A 24,544-nucleotide genomic window follows, 5' to 3' on the forward strand; every position below is an offset into this window, starting at 1 on the left:
AACGCGATCAAGGTGCTGTTCAGCGCGCCACGAGAAGTGGCTCGCGTTGCTGCGGGGTCGTGATGACCTGCGCGAGACCGGAGACACCACCTTCGGTGAGAAGGCGCTGTTCGGACGCCGCGCGATCCAGCAAGTTCGTTGCCCTCGCGTCGAACTCGTCCATCTTGGAGAGTTCGGCGAACATCTTGTCCTCGGCCATGTCGCCCTCCAGCTCGTACGACCCCGTGAATTCCGGAGTCATCCGCATGAAGACCTCGACTTCGGCCTCGGACTGGGCGATCTGCTCACCCATGTACTCCATGGAGAGAGCGAAGAACTCCGCCTGGCTGTTCCCACCACCGAGCGTGCTCGACACGATGTTCACGGCCTCTCGGGTTTCCTCCGAGGCCTTGAACTCGGCCGTCATGATCTCGACGGTGAGTTGGATCATCCTGATGTAGAACTTGTACGCCTGGACGAACTTCTCCAGGACGACCTGCCGCTTCTTGAGAAGCTCGAGTTGGAACTCGAACTTCTTGAGCGACTTGGACCGCATCTCGTACTCGAAGGAAGCCTCGCGAAACTGCGCTGACTTCTCTTCACTGCTCCAACGGCCCGTCTTATCGTCGTAGTGACGAGACTTGAGGGCCTCCGCTGTTCTGCGAGCGGTCTCGATCTGCTCCTTGGTCACTGCGATCGCTCGCTCACGCTCTTTGACGATTGCGACGAGACGGCTGAGTGCACTGACCAAATTGTTGAGCTGGGTACCGAGGTACTCGTGCGCGTACAACTTGGCGTGTTCCGCCGGGTTCATACGAAGAATCCAGAGGCTCATCTTCTTGGCAAGACGCCGGTAGATGTGCCATCCGAGAGTCCTTGTCCCCGGTTGGATTGCGACCCACACCGCACCACCGAGAAGCGCCGCCTTGATAGCGATCGCCGTCATGTAGCTGAACGATGTGCTGATGAGGCCGAGCGTCGAGACGATGCTCGGCAGGACCAGAGGGCCGATGCCGAAGGTGACCGCCGCGACGATTGCCGCGAGGGTGAGTGCACCGACGACCTTCTCCTTCTTGGCCACGAAGTCCTTCATGGACGACGAGCCCGAGGAGAGTTGTGGAACTGAGGGCAGGTTCATGAATATCCTTTCTTGCAGTGCTTTCGTTGACCTAGTTACTGGTTGACTTCCGACAGAAGCCGCGAGAACTCCGACATCAGCGGTTCGTGAGCGCTCTCGAATCTGGCCCGGACTTCCGAGACCATGTTCGAGAGCTCGTTGACGCTCTGCTCGGCAAGGGCTCGCGCCCGCTTCGCCTCTTCGAGCTGACGCTCGAGATCGGCGACGTGCGACGTAGCGTCTTGCAACGCCTGCCGTCGACTGACCGTCGCCTGTTGCGACTCTTCGGCGATCTGCTCTTCGAATACGACACGCGCATTCTCGAGCACCGCCAGCCGTTCACGCACGGATGCGATGACCTGCTGACGACTGATCTTCTGGACACGCTCCAGAGACTTGAGCGTCATCGACACAGCCTGTCGTCTGTCGGCGACATCGTCGTCGATAACGTCGAGCTGTGTGAGAAACTCCTCGAGTCCTGCGGTCGTCACCTTCTCCGCGATGTCCTTTCGGAGTTTCGCGGAGAACGTCGGATCTGGCTCCTTGGGAGCGACCGACGATGATGTCTTCTGCTGAAAGCGCGCCGGTGCGATTCCGAGCGGCAAGAGCGGCTCGGAACGTACTGGCGGAGGAGGACTGGACGACGCATGACTTGCGAAAGTCGGCACGCGTCCAGACGGAGACGCCGCTCGAGGGGTCGGTGTAGGCACCGTCGAAGACGGCGTCTCCGATTCCCTCTTACGGCGCTCCAACTCCTCCGGGGTTGGAGCCAGGATGAGATCTCTGAGTTTCACGCTCATTACTCCTTTCTGATTCTGTTGCTGTTTCTGTATGCTGGTGAACGGTGACTTCTGACGTGCTTCTTCAGAGTCGATCGGTTGGTCGCTTCGGCCGCGCATTGAATGCACGCCAACCACGACGTTTTCCTCGAACATCCGAGAGAATCACGGCACTTCCGCTTTCTGGAAACGACTTCTCCTTCCACACCGGTGGCGTGAGAGAAAAAGTAACGCTTCCTTGAAGTTCGGGAGTGTCTTCCTCTGCCTGTGCAACTGCGTACGGGCCATGTGGTCCTTCGAGGTACACCCGTTGGACGATACACACCCATCGCTTCTTCTGCGGTGGCGGAATAGTAATCACCTCCTTTCCATTGTAATGACAAAGAACAGTGAATAAGAAAAAGCTCGCAACACGATGTTACGGGCCTTTTCACTGGTCGCAAGTATAGCAAATTTAAAACATTCGTCAAGTAGACACACATGCTATTTTGTGTTGATTTAAAATACGAAAAAGCCCCGAACAAATCGGCCTGTGGGGCTCGTTCGTTTGGGGCCTGTGTATCTCGCGTAGGGTGATGCTTCAGCCGACTCGCTTCGCGTTGCGAAAGCGAATCTCGTCGATGCGTGCCGCCAACTTGACGGGTGTAGTAACTAAGTTGTCTGGAGTTGGTGCGGAAGATGAGGTGAGCTCCTCGGCGTCATGGTAATGACGAGAGCGCAGAGAAACACCAGAATCGGACAAACCACTCGTCCCCCGAAGTCGGCCGCGTTCTCCATCCAACACTTCGGTCGATTGGAGACTGCGTGGATGAAGACATTGAAGTCTCCATCCGCTCGAGTGCTGTACTTCCCTGAAGCACGCGCGATCACCTCTTGACGAAGCGTCTCCACATATTGCGCATGCTCGAGTTGATGCGTGTGAAAAGCACCATGCCACCACGTGAGCCCCAGGTTTAGGAGCCCTACGAAACACAGTACCGCGGGTGCAACCAATCTTGTGAGTCGGTTCATTGACTTCTCCTTATGACTTCGTGAGAGGGACAGCACCGAGGAACTTCTGGAGCTCGATCTCTGCTTCGGCGATCTTCTCCTCCACGATGACAAGAGTCTTGTCGAACCCCTCCAACTCCGCCTGAACAACTTCTTGGTTCGGCCCTTCTTCGAGAACCGGCCCATCCACTTTCTTGTTCATTAACTCCTCCTTGGTCACTAGTTGATAAGGAACAATCCAAAAGAAATATAGCATATATAAAGTATTTGTCAACATTATAATATTTTGAAATCTTATATAAAAAGCCGAGATTCCCTATTGGAAACCTCGGCAACACACCTCACTTGTCTCGTATCTCTTCAAGCATTTTGCGCATTTCATCTGGAATGACGTTTCGTAGTCCAGGAACCGCAAATGGATTGTCGAGGGTCAGTGCTGTCATCCAGTAGAGAGAGAGCGCAAAGGTGGTACCACCAACATGTTCGATACCACTCCACACACTATCAAACGGAAGGAAGATTGTTGCCCCAATAATCAGGCCCGTGAACGCGCCCAGCAGAACACGAACAAACGGCGGAATCTTTTTCTTTAACTCACGATTGAGTCGCTCAACATCATTGTCGGCAACACATTCATGAATTCGCCCGTCTTCTTCGATAACTCGAATAAGAATGAATCCTGCAACAATTGCGTAGAATGTTCCAAGCAATGGAATGAGCGAGTTCGTTGTCTCATCACTATCGTTCTTCGACTGATAGTATCCGTGGTTATGTAGCCACAACCACACACTCAAGACAATGAGAGTAACCAGAAGAGGTTGCGCGAGAATCTTGAAGTGTCTCCACTTCAACCTACCTGTTCCGTTATGTAACATGCTCCCTCACTTTCTTTGATTGATTGTTAGAGTTCGGGTGTTTCCATTTCTTTTCTGGTCTAAGTTATATATAAAAATATAGCGTTTGTCAACATTATAATCTATCCGTTTTTCTTTTGTATATAAAAACTGCCGGCAAGGGAAACCCTCGCCGGCAGAACTGCTACACCCGATTCTTCATCCCTACCTACCCTTGGAAATCTCCACGATGGTTGACGCCGGCCTTTGGTCGGCTCGTACCCACCCGTTCGCCGTTTTCTTGACGGCGAACGGGAAGGTGGTCACCTTCTGTTCAGTGTAAACAGGGGCAAGGCTACCATCGAAATCCACACACAAGACGAACGTTCCGTCTGTGTTTTTCGAGCTGAAGAGTCCGTTGGGTTCCGGCTGCTCGATGATGCCGCTCTGCCGATTGTCCTCGTAGGCCGGCTTGAGCGGGTTCGTCAGTTGGGTATCCACCGGAATGGCGAGCCCAACCGACGGACATTCGAAGAGTAGCTCACCCGTGATCGCAGTGACCACGGTGTAGGTGCTCCGGTTGCCCGAGACGGTCGCCTTGTAGATCTGGATGAGCACGTCTCGCGGCATCGAGTAATCGAAGAAGGGGATGGGTTGAACCTTAGCGTAGTGCGCCTGCTGGTCATCCACCACCTTGCGATCCATCCGCTCCTGACCGCCTCCACAGCTTTCGTTGCCGGCGAGAAGGACGAAGAAAAACGGACAGGCGAGTACAGCGAACAGTCTCTTGATGTTCATGTTCTCTCCTTGTGTACGGTTCTATGAGACGTTCTGTGCGAGGAACACCGTGATGGAACGCGGAACTTCACTTTCCGGAATAAGGTCGGCCTCCGAACGCATCTTGTCGACGAGTGCCTTCTGCTGAGCGCGCTTCGCCGCCATGATCTTGACGCTCATGGAGTCGTCAATGCTGGCGGAGAGCGCAATGCACTCCGACTCGAGCTTGAGCCACTCGTTGTGTAGCTCCTGCAGAAGCGAGACCTTAGCCTCGATGTACTGCTGGCTGTGCTGGACGACCTCCCGCTGAATGTTCATGAGTGGAAGATTCCAGATGCTCAGGTAGGCGCCGAGAACGGCGACGACTGTCGCTGCGAGGAACATCCATACGATGAACTTGAGCACGTCCTTCATGGTGTCGAACATGGCTTTCCTTCTCCTTTCTCCCGGAACGGGAGAACTTATGGGTTGGAATGAAATCGGGTTTACAAACAACAAAACTGACGACTATTATAGCAAGTATAAAACATTTGTCAACCCACCTACGTGTTGTAACTATAACAAAACCACCCCACACATTTCTGTGCGGGGTGGTTTCAAATAGAGTGTTTAGTTAATGTCGGCGTAGAAAGCGAAGCGCGCGTTACCTTTTGAGTCGCGAACCACATGATCTGCATCACGTCCTTGCGCCCATGAAGGTGTGTACACAACACTAATCGGTGAATAGAAGTGCAATACATCCTTGGAAAGTGGGCGAAGAACCGGATCGGCAACATACACCGCCTCAGCAATTGCCACTGCACTATCCCACGAAGGATTGCTATCCTCAAAATCAAGTGTCGAGTTAATGCTGTACTGAGCATCGTTCTGAGAGAAACCTGAGAACTGACCGGGTTGCAACACCACTTCCTTATATGTATTAGGGAAGTATTTTGATTCAACGCGGTTACGAATCACCCACGCAACAAGTGTTTGTTCAGAGGGAACCTTTGTTTCCGAGTAAATAGCTCGAGCAAACCAAAGAATTTCTTCTTGGGCATCAACCGCAGACACCACTTCATCCCCCGCCATTGCTTCTGTAACAACAGATGGATGAGAGAGAACGTTAACACCTGTACCAAACGTTAAGGCATGAATAAGACCAAAAGCACATACTTTAGCTGTAATATTTGGGTATCTTGCTAGAATTTTTGATTTCATATAATTGCTCCGCTTCTGACACTTATTTCCATAAATGCGAAAGGCCGCCCAATGGGACGGCCCTTCCGAAGGAAGTGCCTCCATTATAACAACAGGTCTCGTTTTGTCAATACAAGAAAATACTTTTTTAGTAATGTCAACATATACCCTATTAAATGTTGTGGTTAAGCCATTTTTTGGATTATGCTATACTCTTTCTATTAAAAGTAACCTGAGGAAATTTTTTCGGCAAAATGCCAAAATATTCCTCCAACTACCCCCTATGACCGACTATCAACCACAAAAGTTCAATCTCCCTACCCTTTCTGGTCTATCCCAGAAGACAATTGAGACGCATATTAAGCTCTACGAAGGATACGTGAAGAACGTAAACCTGATTCTGAGTCAAATTGAGGAGTATTCACAGGATTCTGCGAAGAATGCCTACGCTCTTGGAGAGCTCCAGAGGCGTTTTGCCTTTGAGTTTGATGGCATGCGCAACCACGAGTACTACTTTGGTGCCCTTGAAGGCGGTGCTCAACCCCTCCCTTCTGACTCACCTCTCGCACTCGAAATAGCTAAGACATGGGAAAGCATCCCTCAGTTCATGGCTCGATTTAAAGCACTTACCCTTACCCGAGGTATTGGATGGGCAGCTCTCTTGTACGATCCTGCTGGTGATCGCCTCTTGATGCAGTGGGTTGATGAACAACATCTCGGCCATCTCGTCGGACTTCATCCTATTATCATGCTTGATATGTGGGAACACTCGTACTTTTTGGACTACGCACCAGCCGACAAGGCAAAGTACGTTGACGCCTACTTTGAGAACTTTAACTGGGCAAAGATAAACGAGTGGTTTGTACATGCGAGAACGGCGTAGGTAACACAAAATTTGACAAGGGTGCCCCGCGTTCGGTTACGAACGCGGGGCATTTTATTTTAAAACTTTTTTGAAATTTGAGTTTTGTGCTTTGAGCTTTTGGTCATCCATATCCACAAAAGAAGAACCACATACACCCCACCAACAACCATCGCAGACGGTACACCTACTTCAACTGATGCAAATGGGATTTTTGATAGCACGCGAGCAACACCCACAACATAAGAAAGAAAAAATGTTGTTGGAAATGAAAGTACCACACCGAGTATTGGAACAAAACTTCCTATCACACCAAGAACTCCAGAAAAAAACATTGCAATAGGAATACTTGGCAATACCAATACATTTGCAAGTAACGAAATGAGACTCACCTGCCCTGTTTTCCATACCAACATCGGCACCACAAACGTCTGCGTTGCGAGCGTTGATGCAACTGTTTGTCGCAACGCAAATACTGTTGGTAATCGAACAAACATACGCTCTAAGATCGGAGAAAGGTGTATGAGACCGAACGTCGCCAAAAAACTAAGTTGAAATGACGGATCAAAAAGTAAAATGCGCGGATTGAACGCAACCATCCCTCCCGCCGCGAGTGCGAGAGCTCGAGAAATATCATACTTTTCTCCGAGTACACGTGCGAGTATTGCAATAAGTGCCATGATGCTCGCACGCACCGCCGTCGCTGACGCACCAGTCATTATCGTAAACAACACCACAACCAGCGCACCGCCGGAAAGCATGAGCGATCGTGGAAGAAACGCGAGCATCCGCATTACGCCATCTGCAACAACAGTAATGTTGTATCCAGAGAGCACGACAATGTGAATCAAACCAACACGACGAAACATATCACTTGTTTCTTTGTCCATCCCATCTTGAGCCCCGATAGAAATACCGCCTGCAAGTGTCGCCTGTGGCTCGGGTAGATGGTCGTGGAGAGTTTTGATAAATGTTCTTCGCAAAGAAAACAACACCTTATAGAGAAAATTTCCGCCACCACGAGAAATGGTTTCAACCTTCGGATACAACATCTGGTGCGCAATGCCTTCCTTTGCAAGATATGAAGCATAGTCAAACATCGTCCCTGTATCCGTCATAAATGCTTCTGGTGTTTTGAGTACGCCCGAAGCACGGAGGGCATCTCCATACACAAAATCAGGGTACAACGATGTAATGAGAAGCACTTTTTCTTTTTTTGTATCGTGAGCAACTTCTACTACGACCTTCTGTGATTTCTCAGAAAACGCTGGTTCATCTATCACCACTCCCTCAATCGTCGTTTGGCCAATTTGTGTATCTAAAAAAGAAGCGCTCTCAGCAAAAGCATACTGCGTACGAATGAGACCAAGCAGGAGTGCCCAACAAAACAACCCAACAAGTACCCACGATTTTTTTCTATTCAGCCAAAAAATGAGAAGTGCAATGCACACAAGGACGCCACACAAAATGTACACCCACAGGGAAACAACCATTAGGGATCGCACAGCAACACCAACAAGAAACCCAACAACACTTGCATATACAAAAATCGAAGACATACTTCACACCATACACACGCGCTATAAAGAAAAAATAAACCCGCGGACCCCTCCGCGGTTCTGTGTTCGAACAACTTTTCTTACTTGATTCCCAAGGCACTGAACTCTCGCAAGGAAAGCTTTGCCTTTGCCGATTCAATGAGGCGCTCAGCCCTCACTTGCTCCTCATTTTCATGATGAAGATCAAAAACCTCAATGATTGTACTTCCGTCCTTCGGGAACGCATTGCTCCCGTCCGCCAACAAAAGAACCAAGTGGTCCAACTTGATAGCGTTGTGGTCGACAACGCTTGCATCGGTTCCGTTGGGTCCAATACCGATCGCGTAAATCTCGGCACCAGCACGAGTGGTGAAATATCCCTCATCGCGCCAAACACCATCAATCTTCAGAATCGGCGACCAAACCTTCACGAACGTCACCTGTACCGACTCCTTGATTGCATTGCTCCAATCATATTTTTTTAAAATATATATACACAACCCCCGCCACGAGCGAGCTCGGGCGGGGTGAAGAAAGAACGAGAGGTCAGGTGGTGGACGGTGTAGCGAGCGAGCACTTGGAAGCAAACCACCCCCAAGAAAGCGTCACCACCAAAAGAACAAGAACCCCCACAGTCCAGAAAAACGCTACCTTCCAACTGGAGAAAATAATCCCCCACATGAGAGAGAATAATTGTCCACAAGAGACGATCGAGGAAACATCCTCCTCGTCTCTGAAGAATAAAAATACACTTGCGTAAAGGCAATACGCTGTCACTAAAGTCGCCATCACAACTCCATGGAGGTCTGGGAAGCTACTGAAGAACACCCCAAACAGTAGCCCCCCAACTGACACCAAGGCAACTTCACGAAAGTCATTGTTGGAACGAAAAAGAAACGCCGCCGCCACGAGTACAGTGGAGATTGCGATTACCACTCCAAACCCAACAGTAGAAAACGCGAACTGAACGGCAGTGATGCAAGCGCTTACAACGAACGCCCAGAACAACGTCCAACTGATCCTCATGACTTCCCTTCCTCTCTCCCGTCAAAGACGGGGTATATAATCTGCGTGCACAGTATCTTTTCCAAAACTACACGTCAAGCTCACCTCGGTACGCACAACCCCCGCCACGAGCGAGCTCGGGCGGGGTGAAGAAAGAACGAGAGGTTAGGTGGTGGTCGAGGCCGTGGGGAGTGGGCGCTTTGCAGCGCGCAACCCCTTGAGCCGGAGAACAGCCCAGACGAACAGAAGCAATACCGACAAACCTGCAGTAATCTTCGGATTGTTCAGAAAAGTAACCCACAACAACCCGAACATGTGACCAGTCATCAGGAAAAACCTTGAAGAGCCATCGATTGCGCCCGCAATAAGGGCGGTGCAGAGAAGTGCCAATGTAATCGATGCCATTGCTTTGATTTGCATCAGATCACTCAATTCCTGATGCAAAAAGAACCACCCGGCAAATGCACCCATTACTGACACCAGCGCAAATACAAATCCCTCCCTTAGCCAAAACTCGATGACGGCCACGAGAATGAGGACACTCGCAAGCATCCCCACAGCGACAACCTCCCCCACTGGGAGTGTCGCCTGCATACAGGCAATCAGGACGACAGCGACAAACGCCCAGAACATCGACCGACTCGTAATCTTCACGTTTTCCTTCCTCTCTCCCGTCAAAGACGGGGTATATGGTCTGGATGTACAGTGCCAGAAAAGCGCTGTGTGTCAAGTTCTTCTTGATATACACAAACCCCGCCACGAGCGAGCCCGGGCGAGGTGCAGAAAGAGCGAGAGGTCAGGTGGTGGAGGTCGCTGGAAGTGAATGCTTGGCGGTGCGTTGCTCCCTGAACTTCAGTAGTAACCAGAAGCCCAAGAGAACACCTAACCAACCAGTGACAATCTTCGAGTCACCCAAGAAACTCCCCCAGAGTGCGCCAAATAAAAAGCACACTCTTATGAAGAAGCCCGCCAAGGTCGTGATATCCACCAAAAGGGCCACGAGAAGCAAGAGCGCTGTGATAATTTGTACCAAACTACCCTGAGTCCCGAACAGCTGCAAGTCCGTGGTTACAATGTAGGGCACGAATCGTAACACTCCCCCAATGAGTGCACCAGCCAGCACAAACGCCGGCAGAAGCACGACCGTAGTCTGAGAGGAGAAAAATACGAGTGCCAGTGAGATTAACACCGCCAATCCAAGAACGCCGAACTCTTCCACTGGCATCATTGTTTGCATGTAAGCCATCACCGCAAAGACACTCCACAATCTCCAGAACAACACCCGACTCGTCGTAGTTTTCATGGCTTTCCTTTCCCCGTTCACAGACGGGCGTTATGTTCTGGTTGTTTTATACAGCAAAGAGTGTTGGGTGTCAATGACACCCAACACTCTTCCAAAATATGCTTCCTACTTTCTACATACTACCTCCTACTTCCTACATACTACTTTCTACCCTCCTACTCTTCCTTCTTCGCATCAAACCGATCAATCTTCAATCCTTTAAACACAAAATACACCACAGCGGCGATGATGCCGAAATCGATGAGCGCCGAAATGAAACTTCCCAACTTCACGACCCCAATGGACATATCGGCAAGTCCTGCGACATTTCCGAATATCAATCCAATAAGTGGGTTCACTACGTCTGTCACTAGTGATGTAACTACTTTTCCAACAGCTCCCCCAAGAATAAACCCGATAGCCAAACCAATAACTCCTTGCTCTCGAATGAATGTAATAAATCCAGTCATAGTATGCATAAGCTCAAAATCCAAAGTACAAAATCCAAAAAATTTCTTTCTTTTTTGAGCTTTGTGCTTTGAGCTTCTAATTTAAATTTTTAATAATTATTTAAAATTTTTATTATCCATCGCTTCATTTGCAAGTGCATCGGCTTCAGCATTCTGCGCACGTGGAATATGTTTGAATGTAACATTTGGAAACGGCAAAATAAGCGCGCCGACTTTTGCAAATTGGAGCTTGAGACCCGCATCTTTCACTTTGTATTCGCGGCGAAGCTGTTTGATAACGAGTTCGCTGTCCATGCGAACCTCAACATGCACGTCTCCCCGCTTCTGCTGTGGAACAATACATTCAAGCTCTTGAAACGCGCGAATGAGCGCCTCGTATTCAGCCTGATTGTTTGTTGTTTCTCCAATATACGCGTGGCCACGCTTTATTGTTTTTCCGTCCTCAACAATAACAAAACCGATTCCCGCAGGTCCTGGGTTGCCTCGCGCTCCGCCGTCTGTGTATACGATGTATTTCATTTTTCTATTTTAGCATGCCCAAAAACGTGAAACCGCCCTGTACAGCGATGCGCAGGGCGGGAGGACTATGTCCTAAGATTTTGAGGCCCAGGACTTAGTGATTGAGTACTACTTGCGATATCGAAGGACCCACTCGTCGTCGAGGTTGAGCTCTTTGCTCGGGCTGTACCAGGAGTCGACGTGCCCGAGCCCGTCCCCGACGAGCTCGACGATGTGCACGAACGAAGCGCCCATCGAGATAATAATGCTCTTCGTCGCGACTCGAATCGACTCGCCCTTGGGCTGATCGTCGTAGGCCAGACGAAGTGCCGAACCGACTTCGGTCGGACAAGGCTCTAATCCGAGCTTCAGGATACGCACGATGAACATGTCGAAGCGTGGCGACTTGGTAAAGCCGACACTCCGCGGAGTAACCCTTACGAGGTGGATGTCCTCCGCTCCATCATAGACACTCCGATCAGCAACACCGAGTGCATCGAGGTATCCCTTCACACCTAAGTGGTCGCCGATCCGGATGGTCTTCCAGACGGTAAAAACCTTCACCGCCTTCACCCCACACAGTTCACCGCGGTTGAACTTCTTGAGCTCCTCTATGACGCGCACTCCTTCGGAGCCCGCAAGTTTCTCCGCGAGAGTCATGAGCGTGCCGAGGTACTCCTTCGGGACTCTCATGATCCATTCGATGAGACGGCCGAGCATGTCATGATACGACACGGTCTGCTCCTTTTCTCTATCCCGAGAGCGGAACGCCGTCGGGTACTTCTGCAGAAAATCTACATTTATTCTTTGTGGATGTCAACAATCCTCAATCGGATGCCGTTCGTGTATCCAAATGTTTCTTTTTCCATAGAAGCAAGAAGTGTAATGGACTGCCCTGCCGACACACGTTCCAAGGTTTCGTTTCCCTTTGCAAAAAACTTCACAGCAGAAATCATTTTTCCTCCCGAGGTCTTAAAGAGTAATTTGAGATGTTGTTTTTCTTTTCCAAACATTTCAATCCTATCAACAAGTATGTTTTCAAATGCAAACACAGGCTTTGGATTACCTGCCCCAAATGGCGCAAGGTGAGAAATACTTTCGTATACTTCTCGTGTCACATCATCGAGAGAAAGCACTGCATCAACGGTCATTTTTTCCTCAGATACTTCCTTAGACGCCAATTTTGTATGTGCATCTGAAAGTGCGGCCTCCAGAAGCATAAGATTTTCAACTGTAATAGAAAACCCGCCCGAGTATTTGTGTCCTCCAAATTCAAGAAACAAGTGTCGCACCTCACTCATTAATTCCATCGCACCAACACGACCATCAGATCGTACTGAACCTTTAATCACTGACGCATCGCCTCGCCCCCACACAAAGGCACTTTTTCCATACGCTTCCACTACGTGTGTTGCAGCAAGCCCAAGCAATCCCGGACGCCAGTGTGTATTCCCCACGACAATAACCGGAAGTTCATGCGGTGTTTCTTCAAACTTTTGTTTTATCTCTTTACTCATCTGCGCCACCGCGCCCTTTCGTTCGTTGTTAATAGAATCCAAGTGGCGCACGAGATTTTCTGCCTCAGTGAGGTTCGTTGTTGAGAGAAGTTGAAAGGCCGCCTCAGGTTCGTCCATACGCGATGCAGCGTTAATACGCGGGGTAATCATAAATACAACGTCATCCTCAGTCAGTGAATACTGTTTCATTCGGAGGTGCGACAACAGTGTGCGAATACCAAGGCGTGGTGATTTTTTTAGCACTAAAAGTCCGTAGTGCGCAAAGACACGATTTTCTCCTGTCAGTGACACCATGTCAGAGAGCGTTGCAATACCCACCATGTCGAGTAACCATTTCTCCCAACCAATAGGAATGTCTTTTTTTGCCTTCAATAAGAGCGCTTGCGCAATTTTGAAAGCAACACCTGCTCCACAAAGGTTTTTGTTTGGATACTCGTCTCCCTCTTGGTTTGGATTTACAATCGCATACGCTTTTGGCACGTCGTGATTTTGCATGTGGTGATCGGTAATGATGACATCAATACCCGCATCCATCGCCCGAGCAACGTGCACCACATCTCCCATTCCACAATCAAGTGTGATAACGAGCCCAACCTTCTTGTCAATGAATGTTGAAATAGCATCTTCATTGAGTCCAAACCCTTCTGTGTTGCGGTGTGGGATGGTGACAGAGAAATTTTCATATCCTATTTTCTTCAAGAGGTCATGCATCACCACAGCAGACGGAATACCGTCGGCATCAAAATCAGAAAAGAGAGCGATATGTTCGTTACGCTCTACAGCCGACAGAATACGCTCAATCGCTTTTTTCATGTCTCGCAACAAAAATGGATCATGCCCATCGTGGTCATATCGCGGTGAAAGAAAAGCATGGGCACCCTCTTTTGTCCTAATACCACGGTGAAATAGGAGTTTTTGAATAAGCTCGGAATACTCAGCAAGTTGCCCCCGTGTCTCCTTGTCTGGATTTTCAGCAACTATATACTTCTGTACCTGTTGGTTATTCATGGAATTGTTAGTATACCACCCCACCACTCTAGACTTTGTACCGATATATCGGTACAAAGTTATTTTTCAGTTAACCGGTATATTCTATGCCATCGACCCCGACCTTGCGGTGGAAGACCTGCACGTAACATATATTCAATATCTTTCCAAAAATGCAAATTTCTCTTTTCAAGAAAGCAAACAAGTTGAGCGATTCTTTTAAATTCCGTTGCTGCAGAAAACCGTTGGGCCGTTGAAATACTCAGACCAAGAATCTCACTCACCCTTCTCACCGGAACACCTTTTGATAACAAGTGAATTGCGGCAAGACGTTTTGCAAGCATAATTCGTTCGGTTTTTGTAAGCAGTCCGTGCACTAATAAAAGCGCATCCTTTGTTTCATTGGCACGAGATACGTTATGCACCAAATCACGAAAAATCGTTTGAAGAACTTTCTCGGAAATCTTTTTTCTTGAAACGTGCGGCATACATAATGTACCGATATATCGGTACAGACTAATATAAAGTAGTAAACTAAAGGAAATATAAAGAACGTGGTCTTGTATTGAACCATATAAAAAGACTATACTAATCGGTATATGACAGACTGTATTTTTTGCAAAATCGTTTCGGGAGAGATTCCTGCAGAAAAAGTGTATGAGGACGAACACACTCTCGCCTTTTTGGACCTTCACCCGAGCAATCCAGGTCACACACTTGTTGTACCAAAAGAACATTCACGCAACGTGTTGGATAGTCACCCAGATACCCTTACACACATGATTCATACTGCACAAAAAATTGCCGTGGTCTTAAAAAATATTGGAGCTGAAGGAGTCAATATCATTTCAAATAATGAAACCGCTGCAGGCCAGGTAATCTTTCACACACACCTGCATATCATTCCCCGCTACACAGATGACGGACTCGCACTATGGCATGGAAAACCATATCCTGAAGGTGAAATAGAAAAGATGGGAGAAAAAATACGGAATGCTCTCTAGGTAGGTACAAACAAGCCCCGTTCCGCACGAATGCGGAACGGGGCTTTGTATTCAACAGGTCTGGAATCTCGAAGGCAGGTCACCCAGAACCACCTAAGGTTCCTTGGACAACTCCCTGTTCGGCGAACCCCCATCGGAAAAAATGGGAGACCTCTCCGGAACCTCGACGCCGCAAATGGTATCGAGAACACTCTCGCCTGTCACCGGCTGCTCAACCTTCCGAAGCAGTCCCGGCGCATCGGCAAGAAGGACGCCGAGCTCCTCGCGACTCAGGCGGACAGTTCCACCATTGTCGTCCGCGATCACGAAGAAGCCTTCGTCATACGCGAGTGTCGGACAACAATCCGACGAATGACACAGGGTAATCGCGAATTTCATTCCACCCCCTTTCTGCACACCGCACTGGTGTGCGCTGTTGTATACGACTCTTCTGTTGCGGAGAATACCTGAAAAATAAAATCCTGTCAAAGCGAAAGGCCCCGAAGGGCCTTGAAACGGACATCTTCACGGGGCATAGCATGCTCCTTTCGTCGTACTCCACACCTGCCCTTCTTCCATAAAAGATACTACGCTCTCCTTTTTGTAAGTCAATCTTTGAGTGCGTCAATTCCGGGAAGTGTTCCTTGTGCCAAGAATTCCAACATGGCCCCACCCGCAGATGATGTAAATGTAAACGTTCCCGAAATATGCCCCTCAGCAAGTACTGCATCTGTGTCGCCACCACCAACAATACTTTCGGCGCGCGATGACGCAATAGCACGAGCACACTCTTGTGTTCCAACAGAAAATCCTTTTTCATACAATCCAAGTGGGCCATTCCACAATACAAATGCAGCACTAGAAACCACCTGTGCGAGGTGTGCGAGTGTTTCTGGGCCAGCATCCACAATGGTGTCATCTGGGCCAAGTGCTTCCGGCGTAAGCACGTGCTCTTTCCCATCTACACCAAGTGTGAGGACATCTGTGTACGTCGACACGTGCGGCATTGCCACAATAGTTCGAAGTACTTCCTCATTCACGGACGCAACTCGAGATGTTCCCACAGAAAATCCTTTTGTTTTAAGTAGCGAGTTTCCCGACACACCAAACACAAAAACACTATCCATATGTGGAGCAAGAGCGGTAATAATCGGAAGTTTTGTTTCAGGTTTTGCACCTCCCACAATAAGAACAGCTGGGTGCTGTGGATGAAATGCTTCAGAGAGGTGCTCATACTCTTCTGCAAAACGTATACCCATATAGCTTGGAATGTAGTGTGGAACGCCAACGATTGATGCGTGCACGCGATGCGCAGAGGTAAAATCATCATTTACAAATATATCAGCAAGCCCAGCAAGTTTTTGTGCAAACGCTTCATCATTTTTTTCTTCTTCTGGAAATTGACGAATATTTTCAAGACACACAATATCTCCATCCTGCATATGCTCCAGCTTCTCTTTTCCCACCTCATCAAATGGCGATTCCAGAAACGAGACCGGCACGTGTTGTGCAAGAATATCTGCGACTGGTTTTAATGATTCACCTTCTACAGACACGTGTCCTACGAGAATTGTTTTAGCACCCTTTCCTTTTAAAAAACGGAGTGTTGGAAGATTTCCTAAAGCTCGCGACGTGTCAGCAACACTTCCCCGCTCCATGGGAACATTTAAATTTGCACGAACCAACACACGCGTGCCCGGTAAAATTGTTGCTTCGGTAATAGATTTCAACATATGAATACTCTACAGTTCTAACGCGGCAAGCATATCCGCAACATTACGTGCAACAAGACTTGCTCGCCCAACAAGAACACCTTGTACCGTTCCCTCATGAACAATACGTGCAATATTATGTGGCTCAACTGAACCGCCATACAAAATGGGAACCGTCATCCCAGTCGCACGACCATACATGCGTGAAAGTATTTTTCGTATAAACAGTGTTGATTCATGCACATCACTTGGATTCATGGCATACAATGAAGCCTTACCAATTGCCCATACTGGCTCGTACGCAATAATCACTTTTGCTATTTTTGCCTTTGAAATACCTTTCAAGGATTCTCGGAGTTGCTCTTCAATAACGGCAAGATGCTCTCCATGTTCTCCGCGCTCATGTTCTCCAACGCACACAATAGGCGTCAGTCCCGCAGCAAGTACTTCACGCGTCTTATGAGCAACCTGTGTGGGTGTCTCACCACCCGCGCGTCGTTCTGAATGCCCTACAATGACGTATCGCACACCAACACTCTTCAGCATTGCCGTTGAAACTTCTCCTGTGTGTGCCCCATCAGAAAAAACAGAAACATCTTGTGCTCCAAGAAAAACAAAACCGTCACTTTTATTCGAGCAACTCACACAAAACGGTGTTGGTGGACAGACAACAACACTTGTCTTTTTTATTTTTCGAGCATATTTTTTTGTTGCACTCCATAGTGCAACTGCCTCACGCGCTGACGAAGGATTCATCTTCCAATTTGCTACAAAAAGTAATTTCATAGGCACTTATTGTACCACGAAGCCCACATCCTACTCGATTTCCTCCCACGAAATAGTCACATATTGGTCGGCCGTCAATGGGAACGATGGTGGTGGTGCATAGAGAAGGTTTGCATCATAAATATAATTACGAGTCGCATACCCGTCAGGGTCATACCAAAAGCCCGAACGTTGGTTTGTTCCCAACATACCATACGTGGTAAGAAGTGTACGCGCGTGGTTTGGAGAACACCCTGTAGAATAACTATATCTACCAATTCTCCCGTTTTGAGCAATAATCGCAGCATCTATACGCAAATCATCTTCACTTACCAAACCAACATTGAAGTCTCCTTGTGCAATCAAACCAATGACATCAGATCCATCATAGCGAGTATACCGAATATCATTGGTAACATTAATATTTTTTCTTGTTGACGGATTATCTGGAAAACGAGCAGCGCCAATAGTTAAACGCGCGCCATCAATTGTTCCATTTATCCACACATGATCTTCAACAAAAATGAGACCATTCGTTGGAAATGCATAATTGGCGACAAAGGTTTCTCCACCACTCTTAATACTCAATGTTCCACACCCTGTCCCCGTACACGAACAACCATTCTTTGAGTACATGGTATTTACCTTATACAAATCAAACGTGTCATTTGTCTTGAGAACAATGTGATATCCCAACACCCCCGATGCTGCAAAATATCGTCCCGCTGATTGCGCTGCACTTTTTATTAGAGACAAATCAGAAACAATTCCCGTAAAATCAACTGCAGGTACCGGAAACTGTCGTCCCGCCTTAAATACATCTGAACGATTTGGAACCGCCGACGGAGGAAGTGGGTCTACAGGCGTACTGTGGGTATGTACCCCAAACTCTTTTGCTCCCGTATGATCAGGGTCATCAAACGTCGACGTCGCACTCGTTACTAAGTTGTACGCGACACCGTCAAAACGAAGTCCTGTGTTTGAATGAATCGGGCCGTACACATTTGCCGTTGATCCAAAGTTTACAAAGCTATTCAGCACCCACGCGTACTTTGCAAATGATGGAATTGCAAAAAGAACTTCAACAGTTCGAGAAATTGTTGGTTCTGCAAGTGTAGACCCTGTCGAGCGCACCCGCACAATCGTCGAACCAACTGTCGGCGGTGTAATGGTAAGTGAAAAATGCCCAATAACATCACCTTCTTTGTTACGAAATTCGTGTATGTACGGTCCTGATGTTGCCGTTCCGTCTCGATAATCAGTAGGCGCATGTGCTAAATGCCAACGATAATAATCAATACCAGCTTCCGCAATATGAAAAGAAAGTTCTCGAGACGTTGCCGTTCGCAATACACGCGCATTTGTTCCAGCCCACGAAACAAGTCCTGTGAGCATTACAATACCAAGAGACGCAAGAACCAAAACAGTCACCAGCATTTCTCCTTTTGACATGTGGTGTAGAGCGCGACCTTTGTGCTGTGTAGAAAAAAAGTGCATCGTATTATAAGTTATCTTTAATGGTCCGAACAGAAACCTGTGTGGTACCAACAAGTGGTGGCAACGCATCGTTGATATCATCATCCACCACAACAGTTATCTTTACAAGACGAATACTTGAAGCAGATACTGGTTGTGTAAGTGGTGTTGTTGTTCCCGCATAGTTTGTATCATAGTACGAAAAGATCGGTGTGCTTGTCGCTCGTACATTTTTGACCATAGTCCGCACCGTTTCACTACCCGTATATCCAAGCGGGGTCCCCGACGGCTTGAGTATTCCCTTCTTTAAATCTGTTCCCTGAAGAAAGTATCGTATTTGCTCTTTGAGCCCGTCGTTATCTCTATCAACATAAAACGACAATGTAGAATCAGTCGTTGTAGCAAGCACGTATGATCCAACACTACTTGCTGACGCAGAACGAAGCTCCGCACTCACGCGTCTCAGTATCACCTGCAACTCTTGCTGAATTTGTAACCGACCCTGTGCCGTTCGTGACGAAGAAAAAATATCAATAAACAGCGTCCACACTGAAATACCAATCACCACGCTAATAGCAATAACCACGAGTATCTCAGGAAGACTGAATCCGGTACTAAACGATCGTCTTTTTCTGTAATATTTTTTTATAATGAAAGAAAGTACCATAGAAACATATTGCTTAATGCTGGATAACTTCTTTTGCAGTACGTGTGCTCATAGTCATATCATTCTGGAGTAAGTGTTGCTTCATACGATACAAAATCACTAGTTACTGAAAGTGGTGCACTCGTGTACGGCTGATATCCCGATTTTGAAACAGATACGGTGTACACGCCGTCTGAAAGACCAGAAAATGTCACCTGACCAGGAGGAACGCACTCTGAAGTAAACGTGAACGAGATATCAGAAATAGTCGGCGTAACCGAAACATCATCGGTTGCCAAAAAAACTTTATACCTAAAATACCTGTTCATGTTGTGTATTGGATTAATATTCTGATCCGCAAGCGTGTAGTACGTACCTGTTGTTCCGTCGGGACCCAAAAAATTCCACGTTGTCGTCGCCGCATCATTACTAGTGGCAACTTGTAACCGAACAGCATTTTGCCCTGCAAGAGGCGGCTGATCTTCGGACTGCCATGCAATTCGATAAAAATTACTTGGTGAAGCAACGTCAAAAATTGATGATGTTAAGTTTCCTGACGGTGTATATGTTCCCGCAAAACGTACGAGCGTTAACACGCCCGCGGGCGCACTTGTTTCTATACCAGCGTCATGTGAACTATAATTTGAACCCCCGGACCACAACTCTTCACCAGAACCACCCGACCAATCCGTCTGTCGCAAAAATCCACGACCAGTTGTCTGTGTTTCTCCTCCAGAAATTTCAACATCAGCTTCAGAAATTGGTAATCCCGTACCGCTATCTTTTACTGTCACCAACAACGCATTGGGGTCAGCTGGACCAACAACAACACGAACGTCAAGATTTGAATTTGGGGCAATAATAGGAGGAAGAAGCGGGATAAGTCCGAGAAGTTGGTGAGTCCCATCATTAACCGAGAGTGTGTACGTGTCCCACTCAAGATCATTAATAACTTTTTCCCCAACATAATTTGTTGTGTGTGTCTGGTAGTATTTGTTCACGTCTGGACTTGTTCCTATTAATTTACTTCCCCGCACACCAACACTCACACTTGGAACAACCGTGCATGTTTGCGTAACACTTTGTATACTCAGCGAACTCAAAAGATCGATTGAAAAACTAATCTGCGTTACCTGCTGTTGTGCAACTGTTGCAAAAGGTTTTGTTGGGTTTGGATTACCTGTTGTTCCTTCGTACGTTTGGTCCGAAGAGTACCCTTCTTTGCTCACAAACACCTGGTATGCACCCGCACCAGGAGGAATATCCACAAGTTGGAGCACCCCATTGGCGTCCGTCACATCATCAATACGAATGTGTGGAGTTACTTGATTATTTTCAACGCGCACATCAGCAGCTTGTACGGGTACCCCGTTGGCATCAAATACTCGAATAAAGAGCGCCCCGTTTGTTGACGCCATCTCAAGATTTTTTGGACTCACACGAGTCGTAAATATTGCTGAAGAAAAATTTCTACATGCCGCACACGTGATCTTTGCTTCAACGAGCTTATAGTCTGCAGGAGAAATATCATTGGGAGTTCCGCCGAGCACTCCATCAAACGGATCGTCAATGTTTCGAACTGTTGTCGTCACGGTAAACGTAATACCGTCACGCACAAGTGTTTGTATGTGTGGAACCAATCCTGAGGGAATACTGTTCACCACACCGACTTTTGCATATGGCATATTTCGAATAATTTCAAACTGCTCAGTTGCAAGTGACGACGCAACGAGGTTGACCCGCGATGAATCAATAACATTAAACAGTGTTATGTATGCTTGGTATAACCCAACTGCAATAATCAAAAAAAGTGCCGACGCAATGAGCGTTTCAACAAGTGTAAATCCTTTTTTTGTGTACCCCACAACACGTAACACGCAATATGTATTCGTACCTTTTTTTATTTTGTTACATGCTTCAAGTTTCATGTACTATTCTTTAAATTCCTGATGAAAGTGAGTAGATTGGTGAAATCATTGATATTGCAAAAAATCCAACCGCCGCACCAATGATAACCATCAGCACCGGTTCGATAATTGTGGACATATCTTTTGTTCGCTGGTCCACTTCTGTTTCAAAAAAGGTGGCAATCTGCAAAAACATGTCTGGCACCTTTCCTGTTTCTTCTCCAACCGCAACCATTTCAGTCACCATAGGTGGATACAGGTGTGGGTAGCGTGCAAAAACAGCAGAAAGCTGGGTTCCTTTTTGAATTTCTGTTTCCGCTTCCAAAAGCACCGCTTTGTAATAGGAATTTTGAAGCACTTCAGTTGTGATAGTAATTGCAGACACAACATCCACACCAGAAGAAAGGAGTGATGCAAATGTTCGCGACATACGCGCAGAGTTTGTTTGTTGAACAAGTCCCTTAATCACCGGCATGTGCATAATGGCGGTTTCAAATAGTCGTTTCCCTTTTTTCGTACGAAATACTTGCACACACACAAGAACAAACCCAATCATTCCACCTATGTACAGAAGTGGGTGCGCAGCGAGCCCGTCTGAAACAGTAACGATAAATTGCGTTGTCATTGGCAAATCAACATTCATTTCTTTAAATGTTGAGGTAAGTGTCGGCACAACGTACATGAGCATGAGAATACCGATGATTACCATGAGCGTCATGATAATCGTTGGGTACATCATTGCCCCACGAATACGTCGACGCAGAGCAAAACTTCTATCCATCTGTTCTGCAGTAATGCGCAACGACTCTCCGAGTTTTCCCGATTCTTCTCCTGCGCGAACCATTGCAATAAAGAGTGTTGAAAACACATCTGGAAATTTTTCAAAGGCTGCAGAAAGAGGTGTTCCTTTCTGAACTTCCGAGCTAATAACTGAGAGTGTCTCGCGAAACTTACGACTCTCTGATTGCTTCTCCATAATTGAAATGCCACGCGACACAGTGAGACCTGCATCAACCATTGTTGCAAGATTTTTTGCAAAGGTAATCTTTTCAGTAAGCTTGATACGACTAAAATCCAAATTGAATTTTTGAAGCCACGACTTCTCTTTTATTTCATTTGCAGAAATAAGTGTTTCTCCCTCACTAGAAAGTTGTTTGGCAAGTGCAAATGAATCTTCCGCTTCTCCGGTTTTTTCGTACACTTCACCTGTTGTAGAAACCGCCTTGTACTTTAAATGCATGTTTCTATTATCGCACACGTTTGCATAAAAAAATTCCACATGAAGTGGATTTGTGTGCATTTTAGAGAATTTTTGTAACAACAAAAATTCGTGATACAGAGCGAGTCTCTATTTTGTAGAAGCTCCTGCAGGCACGACGGTGCCGGAAGAAGAAAACCGCCAACGGGCGGTTTTTGTGCTTCTACAAAATAGAGGCGAGCGTAGAGCTACTCCGTGACCACACGCAACACCTCCTCAAGGGTTGTAAGTCCTTGCACGGCCTTGTACACACCGTCTTCAATCATCGTCATCATCCCCTCTTTCTTTGCTTGCTCTTCCATTTCTTCCATCGACGCACGCTTAATCATGAGTTCGCGTAGTGCGCTTGAAACCTTGAGTACTTCATGAATACCGATACGCCCCTTATACCCATCATCTGTGTCTGTAACATCTTTTGGTCTATAAAACGGGACATCTTTCCATGTCGCATTCTTTGCAACCAATCCTTCTGTCTTCAAAAAGCCCATCATTCGATCAAGATCAACCGATCTTCCTAGTGCTTTCAACTCATCAGCCGAAAGTGTGTACTTCTCTTTTCGTGCAAGCACTCGCACCAAACGCTGTCCAACAATAACCTTGAGTGTTGATGCAATGAGAAATGGCTCTGCACCCATGTCCAACATTCGTGGCACGGCACCCGCAGCCGAGTTGGTGTGAATTGTTGAGAGCACAAGGTGACCAGTAAGCGCCGCGTTAATCGCGAGCCCAATTGTTTCACCGTCACGAATTTCTCCAACCATAATAATGTCAGGATCTTGTCGAACAAGCGCACGTAGTCCATTACCAAACGTCATACCTATTTCTGGTTTTACCTGCGTCTGATTTATTCGTGGCATCTGATACTCAATCGGATCTTCAATAGTAGAAATATTGACATCGGGCGTATTCAAAATATCGAGAACAGTATACAGCGTCGTGGTCTTTCCTGAACCCGTTGGACCAGTTGCGAGAATTAATCCTGTTGCTTGCTTTGTTGCCCAGTGGAGTGCCTCAAGTCCTCCTCCATGAAATCCGAGCGTCTCCAACGTAAAGCCTGATGCTCCTTCATGCAAAATACGCATCACAATTTTTTCACCGTAGTAAATTGGAAGGGTTGAAACACGAAAACTCACACGCTCGCTCTCAATATTCATTTTGAATCGCCCATCTTGCGGAAGTCGTTTTTCGTCCAGTTTCAAATTTGAAAGCACTTTAATACGCGCAACGATTCCGGCCGTTACTTGTTTCGGAAGCGTCATCGCATCATGTAGTAAGCCGTCAATGCGATACCGAATCAACAAATCTTTTTCCATTGGTTCAATGTGAATATCTGAAGCGTTTTCAACAACGGCGTGACGAATAAGTGTTTCAACAATACGAATCACCGGAAGATCTTCGGCCAATTTTTTGAGTGCTTCTCCAGACGCGTTCTCTCCCACATTTTCAGATGATACGGAAAGCGCAGTGGCTTCATTTTTGAGAATATCGCCAAATTCCAACTTCAAACTTCGCTGGTATTGAATGAGCGCATGCTTAATCGAGTCAACATCCGTTAATCGTGGAAGAATGGTTAGCCCTGTTTTCTTTTTGACAAAATCAATTGCCTTCAAGTCCTGCACGTCAAGCATGGCAACTTCCAGATCTTTTTCTGTTACCCGAAACGCAATAATATTATTTGAACGAGCAATCGGTTCGGGAATAAGTGAGAGTGTTTTAAAATCTATCGTTTCATTTTTTAAATCAATAAACGGAATGCCAATAACGTGCGCCTTCGCACGACGCAAATCGTCTTCGGGAATAATTCCTTCTGACACAATCAAATCCTCAAACGAGATTTTTTTCTTTGTCGCCTCAGCTTCAAGCTCTTGGGCTTTTCCAAGAGAGAGCATTTTGGTATCAACCAGAAACTGAATGAGTTGTTGTATGTCAAATTGCATGTAACGTGGGAATTTGAAATTAGAAGTGAGATGTTGGAAACGTGAGG

General features: G+C 47.2%; 28 protein-coding genes. 2 read left to right on the top strand and 26 right to left on the bottom strand.

Features of this window, described 5'->3' with window-relative positions; all coding sequences use genetic code 11:
• Window positions 1–19: 19 nt before the first annotated feature.
• The 9 genes from IPJ70_02560 to IPJ70_02600 all read right to left on the bottom strand — a co-directional run bounded on the left by IPJ70_02560 (window position 20) and on the right by IPJ70_02600 (window position 5,675).
• Window positions 20–1,117: a hypothetical protein gene (locus tag IPJ70_02560; protein ID QQR82143.1), complete on the bottom strand. Its 1,098-nt coding sequence runs from the start codon at window positions 1,115–1,117 to the stop codon at window positions 20–22.
• Between the two features lie 35 nt (window positions 1,118–1,152).
• The gene (locus tag IPJ70_02565; protein ID QQR82144.1) at window positions 1,153–1,701 is read right to left on the bottom strand and encodes a hypothetical protein; all 549 of its coding nucleotides are present in this window, start codon (window positions 1,699–1,701) and stop codon (window positions 1,153–1,155) included.
• A gap of 259 nt (window positions 1,702–1,960) precedes the next feature.
• Window positions 1,961–2,236: a hypothetical protein gene (locus IPJ70_02570; GenBank protein QQR82145.1), complete on the bottom strand. Its 276-nt coding sequence runs from the start codon at window positions 2,234–2,236 to the stop codon at window positions 1,961–1,963.
• Between the two features lie 219 nt (window positions 2,237–2,455).
• Window positions 2,456–2,659: a hypothetical protein gene (locus IPJ70_02575; GenBank protein ID QQR82146.1), complete on the bottom strand. Its 204-nt coding sequence runs from the start codon at window positions 2,657–2,659 to the stop codon at window positions 2,456–2,458.
• Window positions 2,660–2,896: 237 nt separating this feature from the next.
• Window positions 2,897–3,121 (bottom strand): hypothetical protein, encoded by a 225-nt coding sequence (locus IPJ70_02580; GenBank protein QQR82147.1) that lies wholly within the window; start codon window positions 3,119–3,121, stop codon window positions 2,897–2,899.
• A gap of 85 nt (window positions 3,122–3,206) precedes the next feature.
• Window positions 3,207–3,740, bottom strand: coding sequence for a hypothetical protein (locus IPJ70_02585; protein ID QQR82148.1), 534 nt, complete (start codon window positions 3,738–3,740; stop codon window positions 3,207–3,209).
• A gap of 183 nt (window positions 3,741–3,923) precedes the next feature.
• Entirely contained in the window at window positions 3,924–4,496 is a 573-nt protein-coding gene (locus tag IPJ70_02590) for a hypothetical protein (protein QQR82149.1), read from the bottom strand.
• A 21-nt stretch (window positions 4,497–4,517) separates the two neighbouring features.
• Entirely contained in the window at window positions 4,518–4,889 is a 372-nt protein-coding gene (locus IPJ70_02595; GenBank protein QQR82150.1) for a hypothetical protein, read from the bottom strand.
• A 195-nt stretch (window positions 4,890–5,084) separates the two neighbouring features.
• Window positions 5,085–5,675 (bottom strand): cell wall hydrolase, encoded by a 591-nt coding sequence (locus tag IPJ70_02600; protein QQR82151.1) that lies wholly within the window; start codon window positions 5,673–5,675, stop codon window positions 5,085–5,087.
• Between the two features lie 262 nt (window positions 5,676–5,937).
• Here IPJ70_02600 and IPJ70_02605 point away from each other — a divergent pair, with 262 nt between their 5' ends.
• Window positions 5,938–6,537: a hypothetical protein gene (locus IPJ70_02605; protein ID QQR82152.1), complete on the top strand. Its 600-nt coding sequence runs from the start codon at window positions 5,938–5,940 to the stop codon at window positions 6,535–6,537.
• Window positions 6,538–6,596: 59 nt separating this feature from the next.
• On the opposite strand, the gene IPJ70_02610 is transcribed toward IPJ70_02605, so the two are convergent.
• The 9 genes from IPJ70_02610 to IPJ70_02650 all read right to left on the bottom strand — a co-directional run bounded on the left by IPJ70_02610 (window position 6,597) and on the right by IPJ70_02650 (window position 14,301).
• Entirely contained in the window at window positions 6,597–8,075 is a 1,479-nt protein-coding gene (locus IPJ70_02610) for a ComEC family competence protein (protein ID QQR82153.1), read from the bottom strand.
• A gap of 80 nt (window positions 8,076–8,155) precedes the next feature.
• Entirely contained in the window at window positions 8,156–8,554 is a 399-nt protein-coding gene (locus IPJ70_02615; GenBank protein ID QQR82154.1) for a hypothetical protein, read from the bottom strand.
• A 670-nt stretch (window positions 8,555–9,224) separates the two neighbouring features.
• Window positions 9,225–9,737 carry a hypothetical protein gene (locus tag IPJ70_02620; GenBank protein QQR82155.1) on the bottom strand — a complete coding sequence of 171 codons (513 nt, stop codon included), beginning with the start codon at window positions 9,735–9,737 and terminating at the stop codon, window positions 9,225–9,227.
• A 118-nt stretch (window positions 9,738–9,855) separates the two neighbouring features.
• On the bottom strand, window positions 9,856–10,362 hold the full coding sequence (locus IPJ70_02625) for a hypothetical protein (GenBank protein ID QQR82156.1): 507 nt from the start codon (window positions 10,360–10,362) through the stop codon (window positions 9,856–9,858).
• A gap of 155 nt (window positions 10,363–10,517) precedes the next feature.
• Window positions 10,518–10,811: an MscL family protein gene (locus IPJ70_02630; protein QQR82157.1), complete on the bottom strand. Its 294-nt coding sequence runs from the start codon at window positions 10,809–10,811 to the stop codon at window positions 10,518–10,520.
• Between the two features lie 96 nt (window positions 10,812–10,907).
• Window positions 10,908–11,330 (bottom strand): ribonuclease HI family protein, encoded by a 423-nt coding sequence (locus IPJ70_02635; protein QQR82158.1) that lies wholly within the window; start codon window positions 11,328–11,330, stop codon window positions 10,908–10,910.
• A gap of 108 nt (window positions 11,331–11,438) precedes the next feature.
• A complete protein-coding gene (locus IPJ70_02640) occupies window positions 11,439–12,029 on the bottom strand; it encodes a hypothetical protein (GenBank protein ID QQR82159.1) in 591 nt (196 codons plus the stop codon).
• A gap of 80 nt (window positions 12,030–12,109) precedes the next feature.
• Window positions 12,110–13,834, bottom strand: coding sequence for a single-stranded-DNA-specific exonuclease RecJ (gene recJ / locus IPJ70_02645; protein ID QQR82160.1), 1,725 nt, complete (start codon window positions 13,832–13,834; stop codon window positions 12,110–12,112).
• A gap of 59 nt (window positions 13,835–13,893) precedes the next feature.
• Window positions 13,894–14,301, bottom strand: coding sequence for a helix-turn-helix domain-containing protein (locus tag IPJ70_02650; GenBank protein ID QQR82161.1), 408 nt, complete (start codon window positions 14,299–14,301; stop codon window positions 13,894–13,896).
• Window positions 14,302–14,412: 111 nt separating this feature from the next.
• On the opposite strand from IPJ70_02650, the gene IPJ70_02655 reads away from it, so the two are divergent.
• Complete coding sequence (locus IPJ70_02655; GenBank protein ID QQR82162.1) at window positions 14,413–14,817, top strand: HIT family protein; 405 nt, start codon at window positions 14,413–14,415, stop codon at window positions 14,815–14,817.
• A 93-nt stretch (window positions 14,818–14,910) separates the two neighbouring features.
• Here IPJ70_02655 and IPJ70_02660 read toward each other — a convergent pair whose 3' ends face one another.
• From IPJ70_02660 to IPJ70_02695, 8 genes are all read right to left on the bottom strand, one after another.
• Complete coding sequence (locus IPJ70_02660; protein QQR82163.1) at window positions 14,911–15,285, bottom strand: hypothetical protein; 375 nt, start codon at window positions 15,283–15,285, stop codon at window positions 14,911–14,913.
• Between the two features lie 119 nt (window positions 15,286–15,404).
• Window positions 15,405–16,529 carry a phosphoglycerate kinase gene (gene pgk / locus IPJ70_02665; protein ID QQR82164.1) on the bottom strand — a complete coding sequence of 375 codons (1,125 nt, stop codon included), beginning with the start codon at window positions 16,527–16,529 and terminating at the stop codon, window positions 15,405–15,407.
• 9 nt (window positions 16,530–16,538) lie between these two features.
• Entirely contained in the window at window positions 16,539–17,294 is a 756-nt protein-coding gene (locus IPJ70_02670) for a triosephosphate isomerase (protein ID QQR82165.1), read from the bottom strand.
• Between the two features lie 30 nt (window positions 17,295–17,324).
• Window positions 17,325–18,725 carry a hypothetical protein gene (locus tag IPJ70_02675; GenBank protein ID QQR82166.1) on the bottom strand — a complete coding sequence of 467 codons (1,401 nt, stop codon included), beginning with the start codon at window positions 18,723–18,725 and terminating at the stop codon, window positions 17,325–17,327.
• Window positions 18,726–18,774: 49 nt separating this feature from the next.
• On the bottom strand, window positions 18,775–19,416 hold the full coding sequence (locus IPJ70_02680; GenBank protein ID QQR82167.1) for a prepilin-type N-terminal cleavage/methylation domain-containing protein: 642 nt from the start codon (window positions 19,414–19,416) through the stop codon (window positions 18,775–18,777).
• A gap of 59 nt (window positions 19,417–19,475) precedes the next feature.
• Window positions 19,476–21,323 (bottom strand): prepilin-type N-terminal cleavage/methylation domain-containing protein, encoded by a 1,848-nt coding sequence (locus tag IPJ70_02685; protein QQR82168.1) that lies wholly within the window; start codon window positions 21,321–21,323, stop codon window positions 19,476–19,478.
• 10 nt (window positions 21,324–21,333) lie between these two features.
• Window positions 21,334–22,602 carry a type II secretion system F family protein gene (locus IPJ70_02690; GenBank protein ID QQR82169.1) on the bottom strand — a complete coding sequence of 423 codons (1,269 nt, stop codon included), beginning with the start codon at window positions 22,600–22,602 and terminating at the stop codon, window positions 21,334–21,336.
• Window positions 22,603–22,748: 146 nt separating this feature from the next.
• Window positions 22,749–24,497, bottom strand: coding sequence for a type II/IV secretion system protein (locus IPJ70_02695; GenBank protein QQR82170.1), 1,749 nt, complete (start codon window positions 24,495–24,497; stop codon window positions 22,749–22,751).
• Window positions 24,498–24,544 lie beyond the last annotated feature (47 nt).

Source organism: Candidatus Campbellbacteria bacterium, assembly GCA_016699465.1.
In the GTDB taxonomy this organism is placed as follows: Bacteria; Patescibacteriota; Minisyncoccia; order Phycocordibacterales; family EsbW-18; genus EsbW-18.

Excerpts from the sequence above, each read along its gene's own strand:
- IPJ70_02595 (QQR82150.1), bottom strand. The coding sequence starts at position 4,889 with ATGAAGGACGTGCTCAAGTTCATCGTATGGATGTTCCTCGCAGCGACA.
- IPJ70_02625 (QQR82156.1), bottom strand. The coding sequence starts at position 10,362 with ATGAAAACTACGACGAGTCGGGTGTTGTTCTGGAGATTGTGGAGTGTC.
- IPJ70_02585 (QQR82148.1), bottom strand. The coding sequence starts at position 3,740 with ATGTTACATAACGGAACAGGTAGGTTGAAGTGGAGACACTTCAAGATT.
- pgk (QQR82164.1), bottom strand. The coding sequence starts at position 16,529 with ATGTTGAAATCTATTACCGAAGCAACAATTTTACCGGGCACGCGTGTG.
- IPJ70_02580 (QQR82147.1), bottom strand. The coding sequence starts at position 3,121 with ATGCTATATTTCTTTTGGATTGTTCCTTATCAACTAGTGACCAAGGAG.
- IPJ70_02685 (QQR82168.1), bottom strand. The coding sequence starts at position 21,323 with ATGAAACTTGAAGCATGTAACAAAATAAAAAAAGGTACGAATACATAT.
- IPJ70_02630 (QQR82157.1), bottom strand. The coding sequence starts at position 10,811 with ATGACTGGATTTATTACATTCATTCGAGAGCAAGGAGTTATTGGTTTG.
- IPJ70_02650 (QQR82161.1), bottom strand. The coding sequence starts at position 14,301 with ATGCCGCACGTTTCAAGAAAAAAGATTTCCGAGAAAGTTCTTCAAACG.
- IPJ70_02605 (QQR82152.1), top strand. The coding sequence starts at position 5,938 with ATGACCGACTATCAACCACAAAAGTTCAATCTCCCTACCCTTTCTGGT.
- IPJ70_02560 (QQR82143.1), bottom strand. The coding sequence starts at position 1,117 with ATGAACCTGCCCTCAGTTCCACAACTCTCCTCGGGCTCGTCGTCCATG.
- IPJ70_02655 (QQR82162.1), top strand. The coding sequence starts at position 14,413 with ATGACAGACTGTATTTTTTGCAAAATCGTTTCGGGAGAGATTCCTGCA.
- IPJ70_02680 (QQR82167.1), bottom strand. The coding sequence starts at position 19,416 with ATGGTACTTTCTTTCATTATAAAAAAATATTACAGAAAAAGACGATCG.
- IPJ70_02640 (QQR82159.1), bottom strand. The coding sequence starts at position 12,029 with ATGCTCGGCCGTCTCATCGAATGGATCATGAGAGTCCCGAAGGAGTAC.
- IPJ70_02635 (QQR82158.1), bottom strand. The coding sequence starts at position 11,330 with ATGAAATACATCGTATACACAGACGGCGGAGCGCGAGGCAACCCAGGA.
- IPJ70_02695 (QQR82170.1), bottom strand. The coding sequence starts at position 24,497 with ATGCAATTTGACATACAACAACTCATTCAGTTTCTGGTTGATACCAAA.
- recJ (QQR82160.1), bottom strand. The coding sequence starts at position 13,834 with ATGAATAACCAACAGGTACAGAAGTATATAGTTGCTGAAAATCCAGAC.
- IPJ70_02600 (QQR82151.1), bottom strand. The coding sequence starts at position 5,675 with ATGAAATCAAAAATTCTAGCAAGATACCCAAATATTACAGCTAAAGTA.
- IPJ70_02690 (QQR82169.1), bottom strand. The coding sequence starts at position 22,602 with ATGCACACAAATCCACTTCATGTGGAATTTTTTTATGCAAACGTGTGC.
- IPJ70_02610 (QQR82153.1), bottom strand. The coding sequence starts at position 8,075 with ATGTCTTCGATTTTTGTATATGCAAGTGTTGTTGGGTTTCTTGTTGGT.
- IPJ70_02670 (QQR82165.1), bottom strand. The coding sequence starts at position 17,294 with ATGAAATTACTTTTTGTAGCAAATTGGAAGATGAATCCTTCGTCAGCG.
- IPJ70_02675 (QQR82166.1), bottom strand. The coding sequence starts at position 18,725 with ATGTCAAAAGGAGAAATGCTGGTGACTGTTTTGGTTCTTGCGTCTCTT.
- IPJ70_02590 (QQR82149.1), bottom strand. The coding sequence starts at position 4,496 with ATGAACATCAAGAGACTGTTCGCTGTACTCGCCTGTCCGTTTTTCTTC.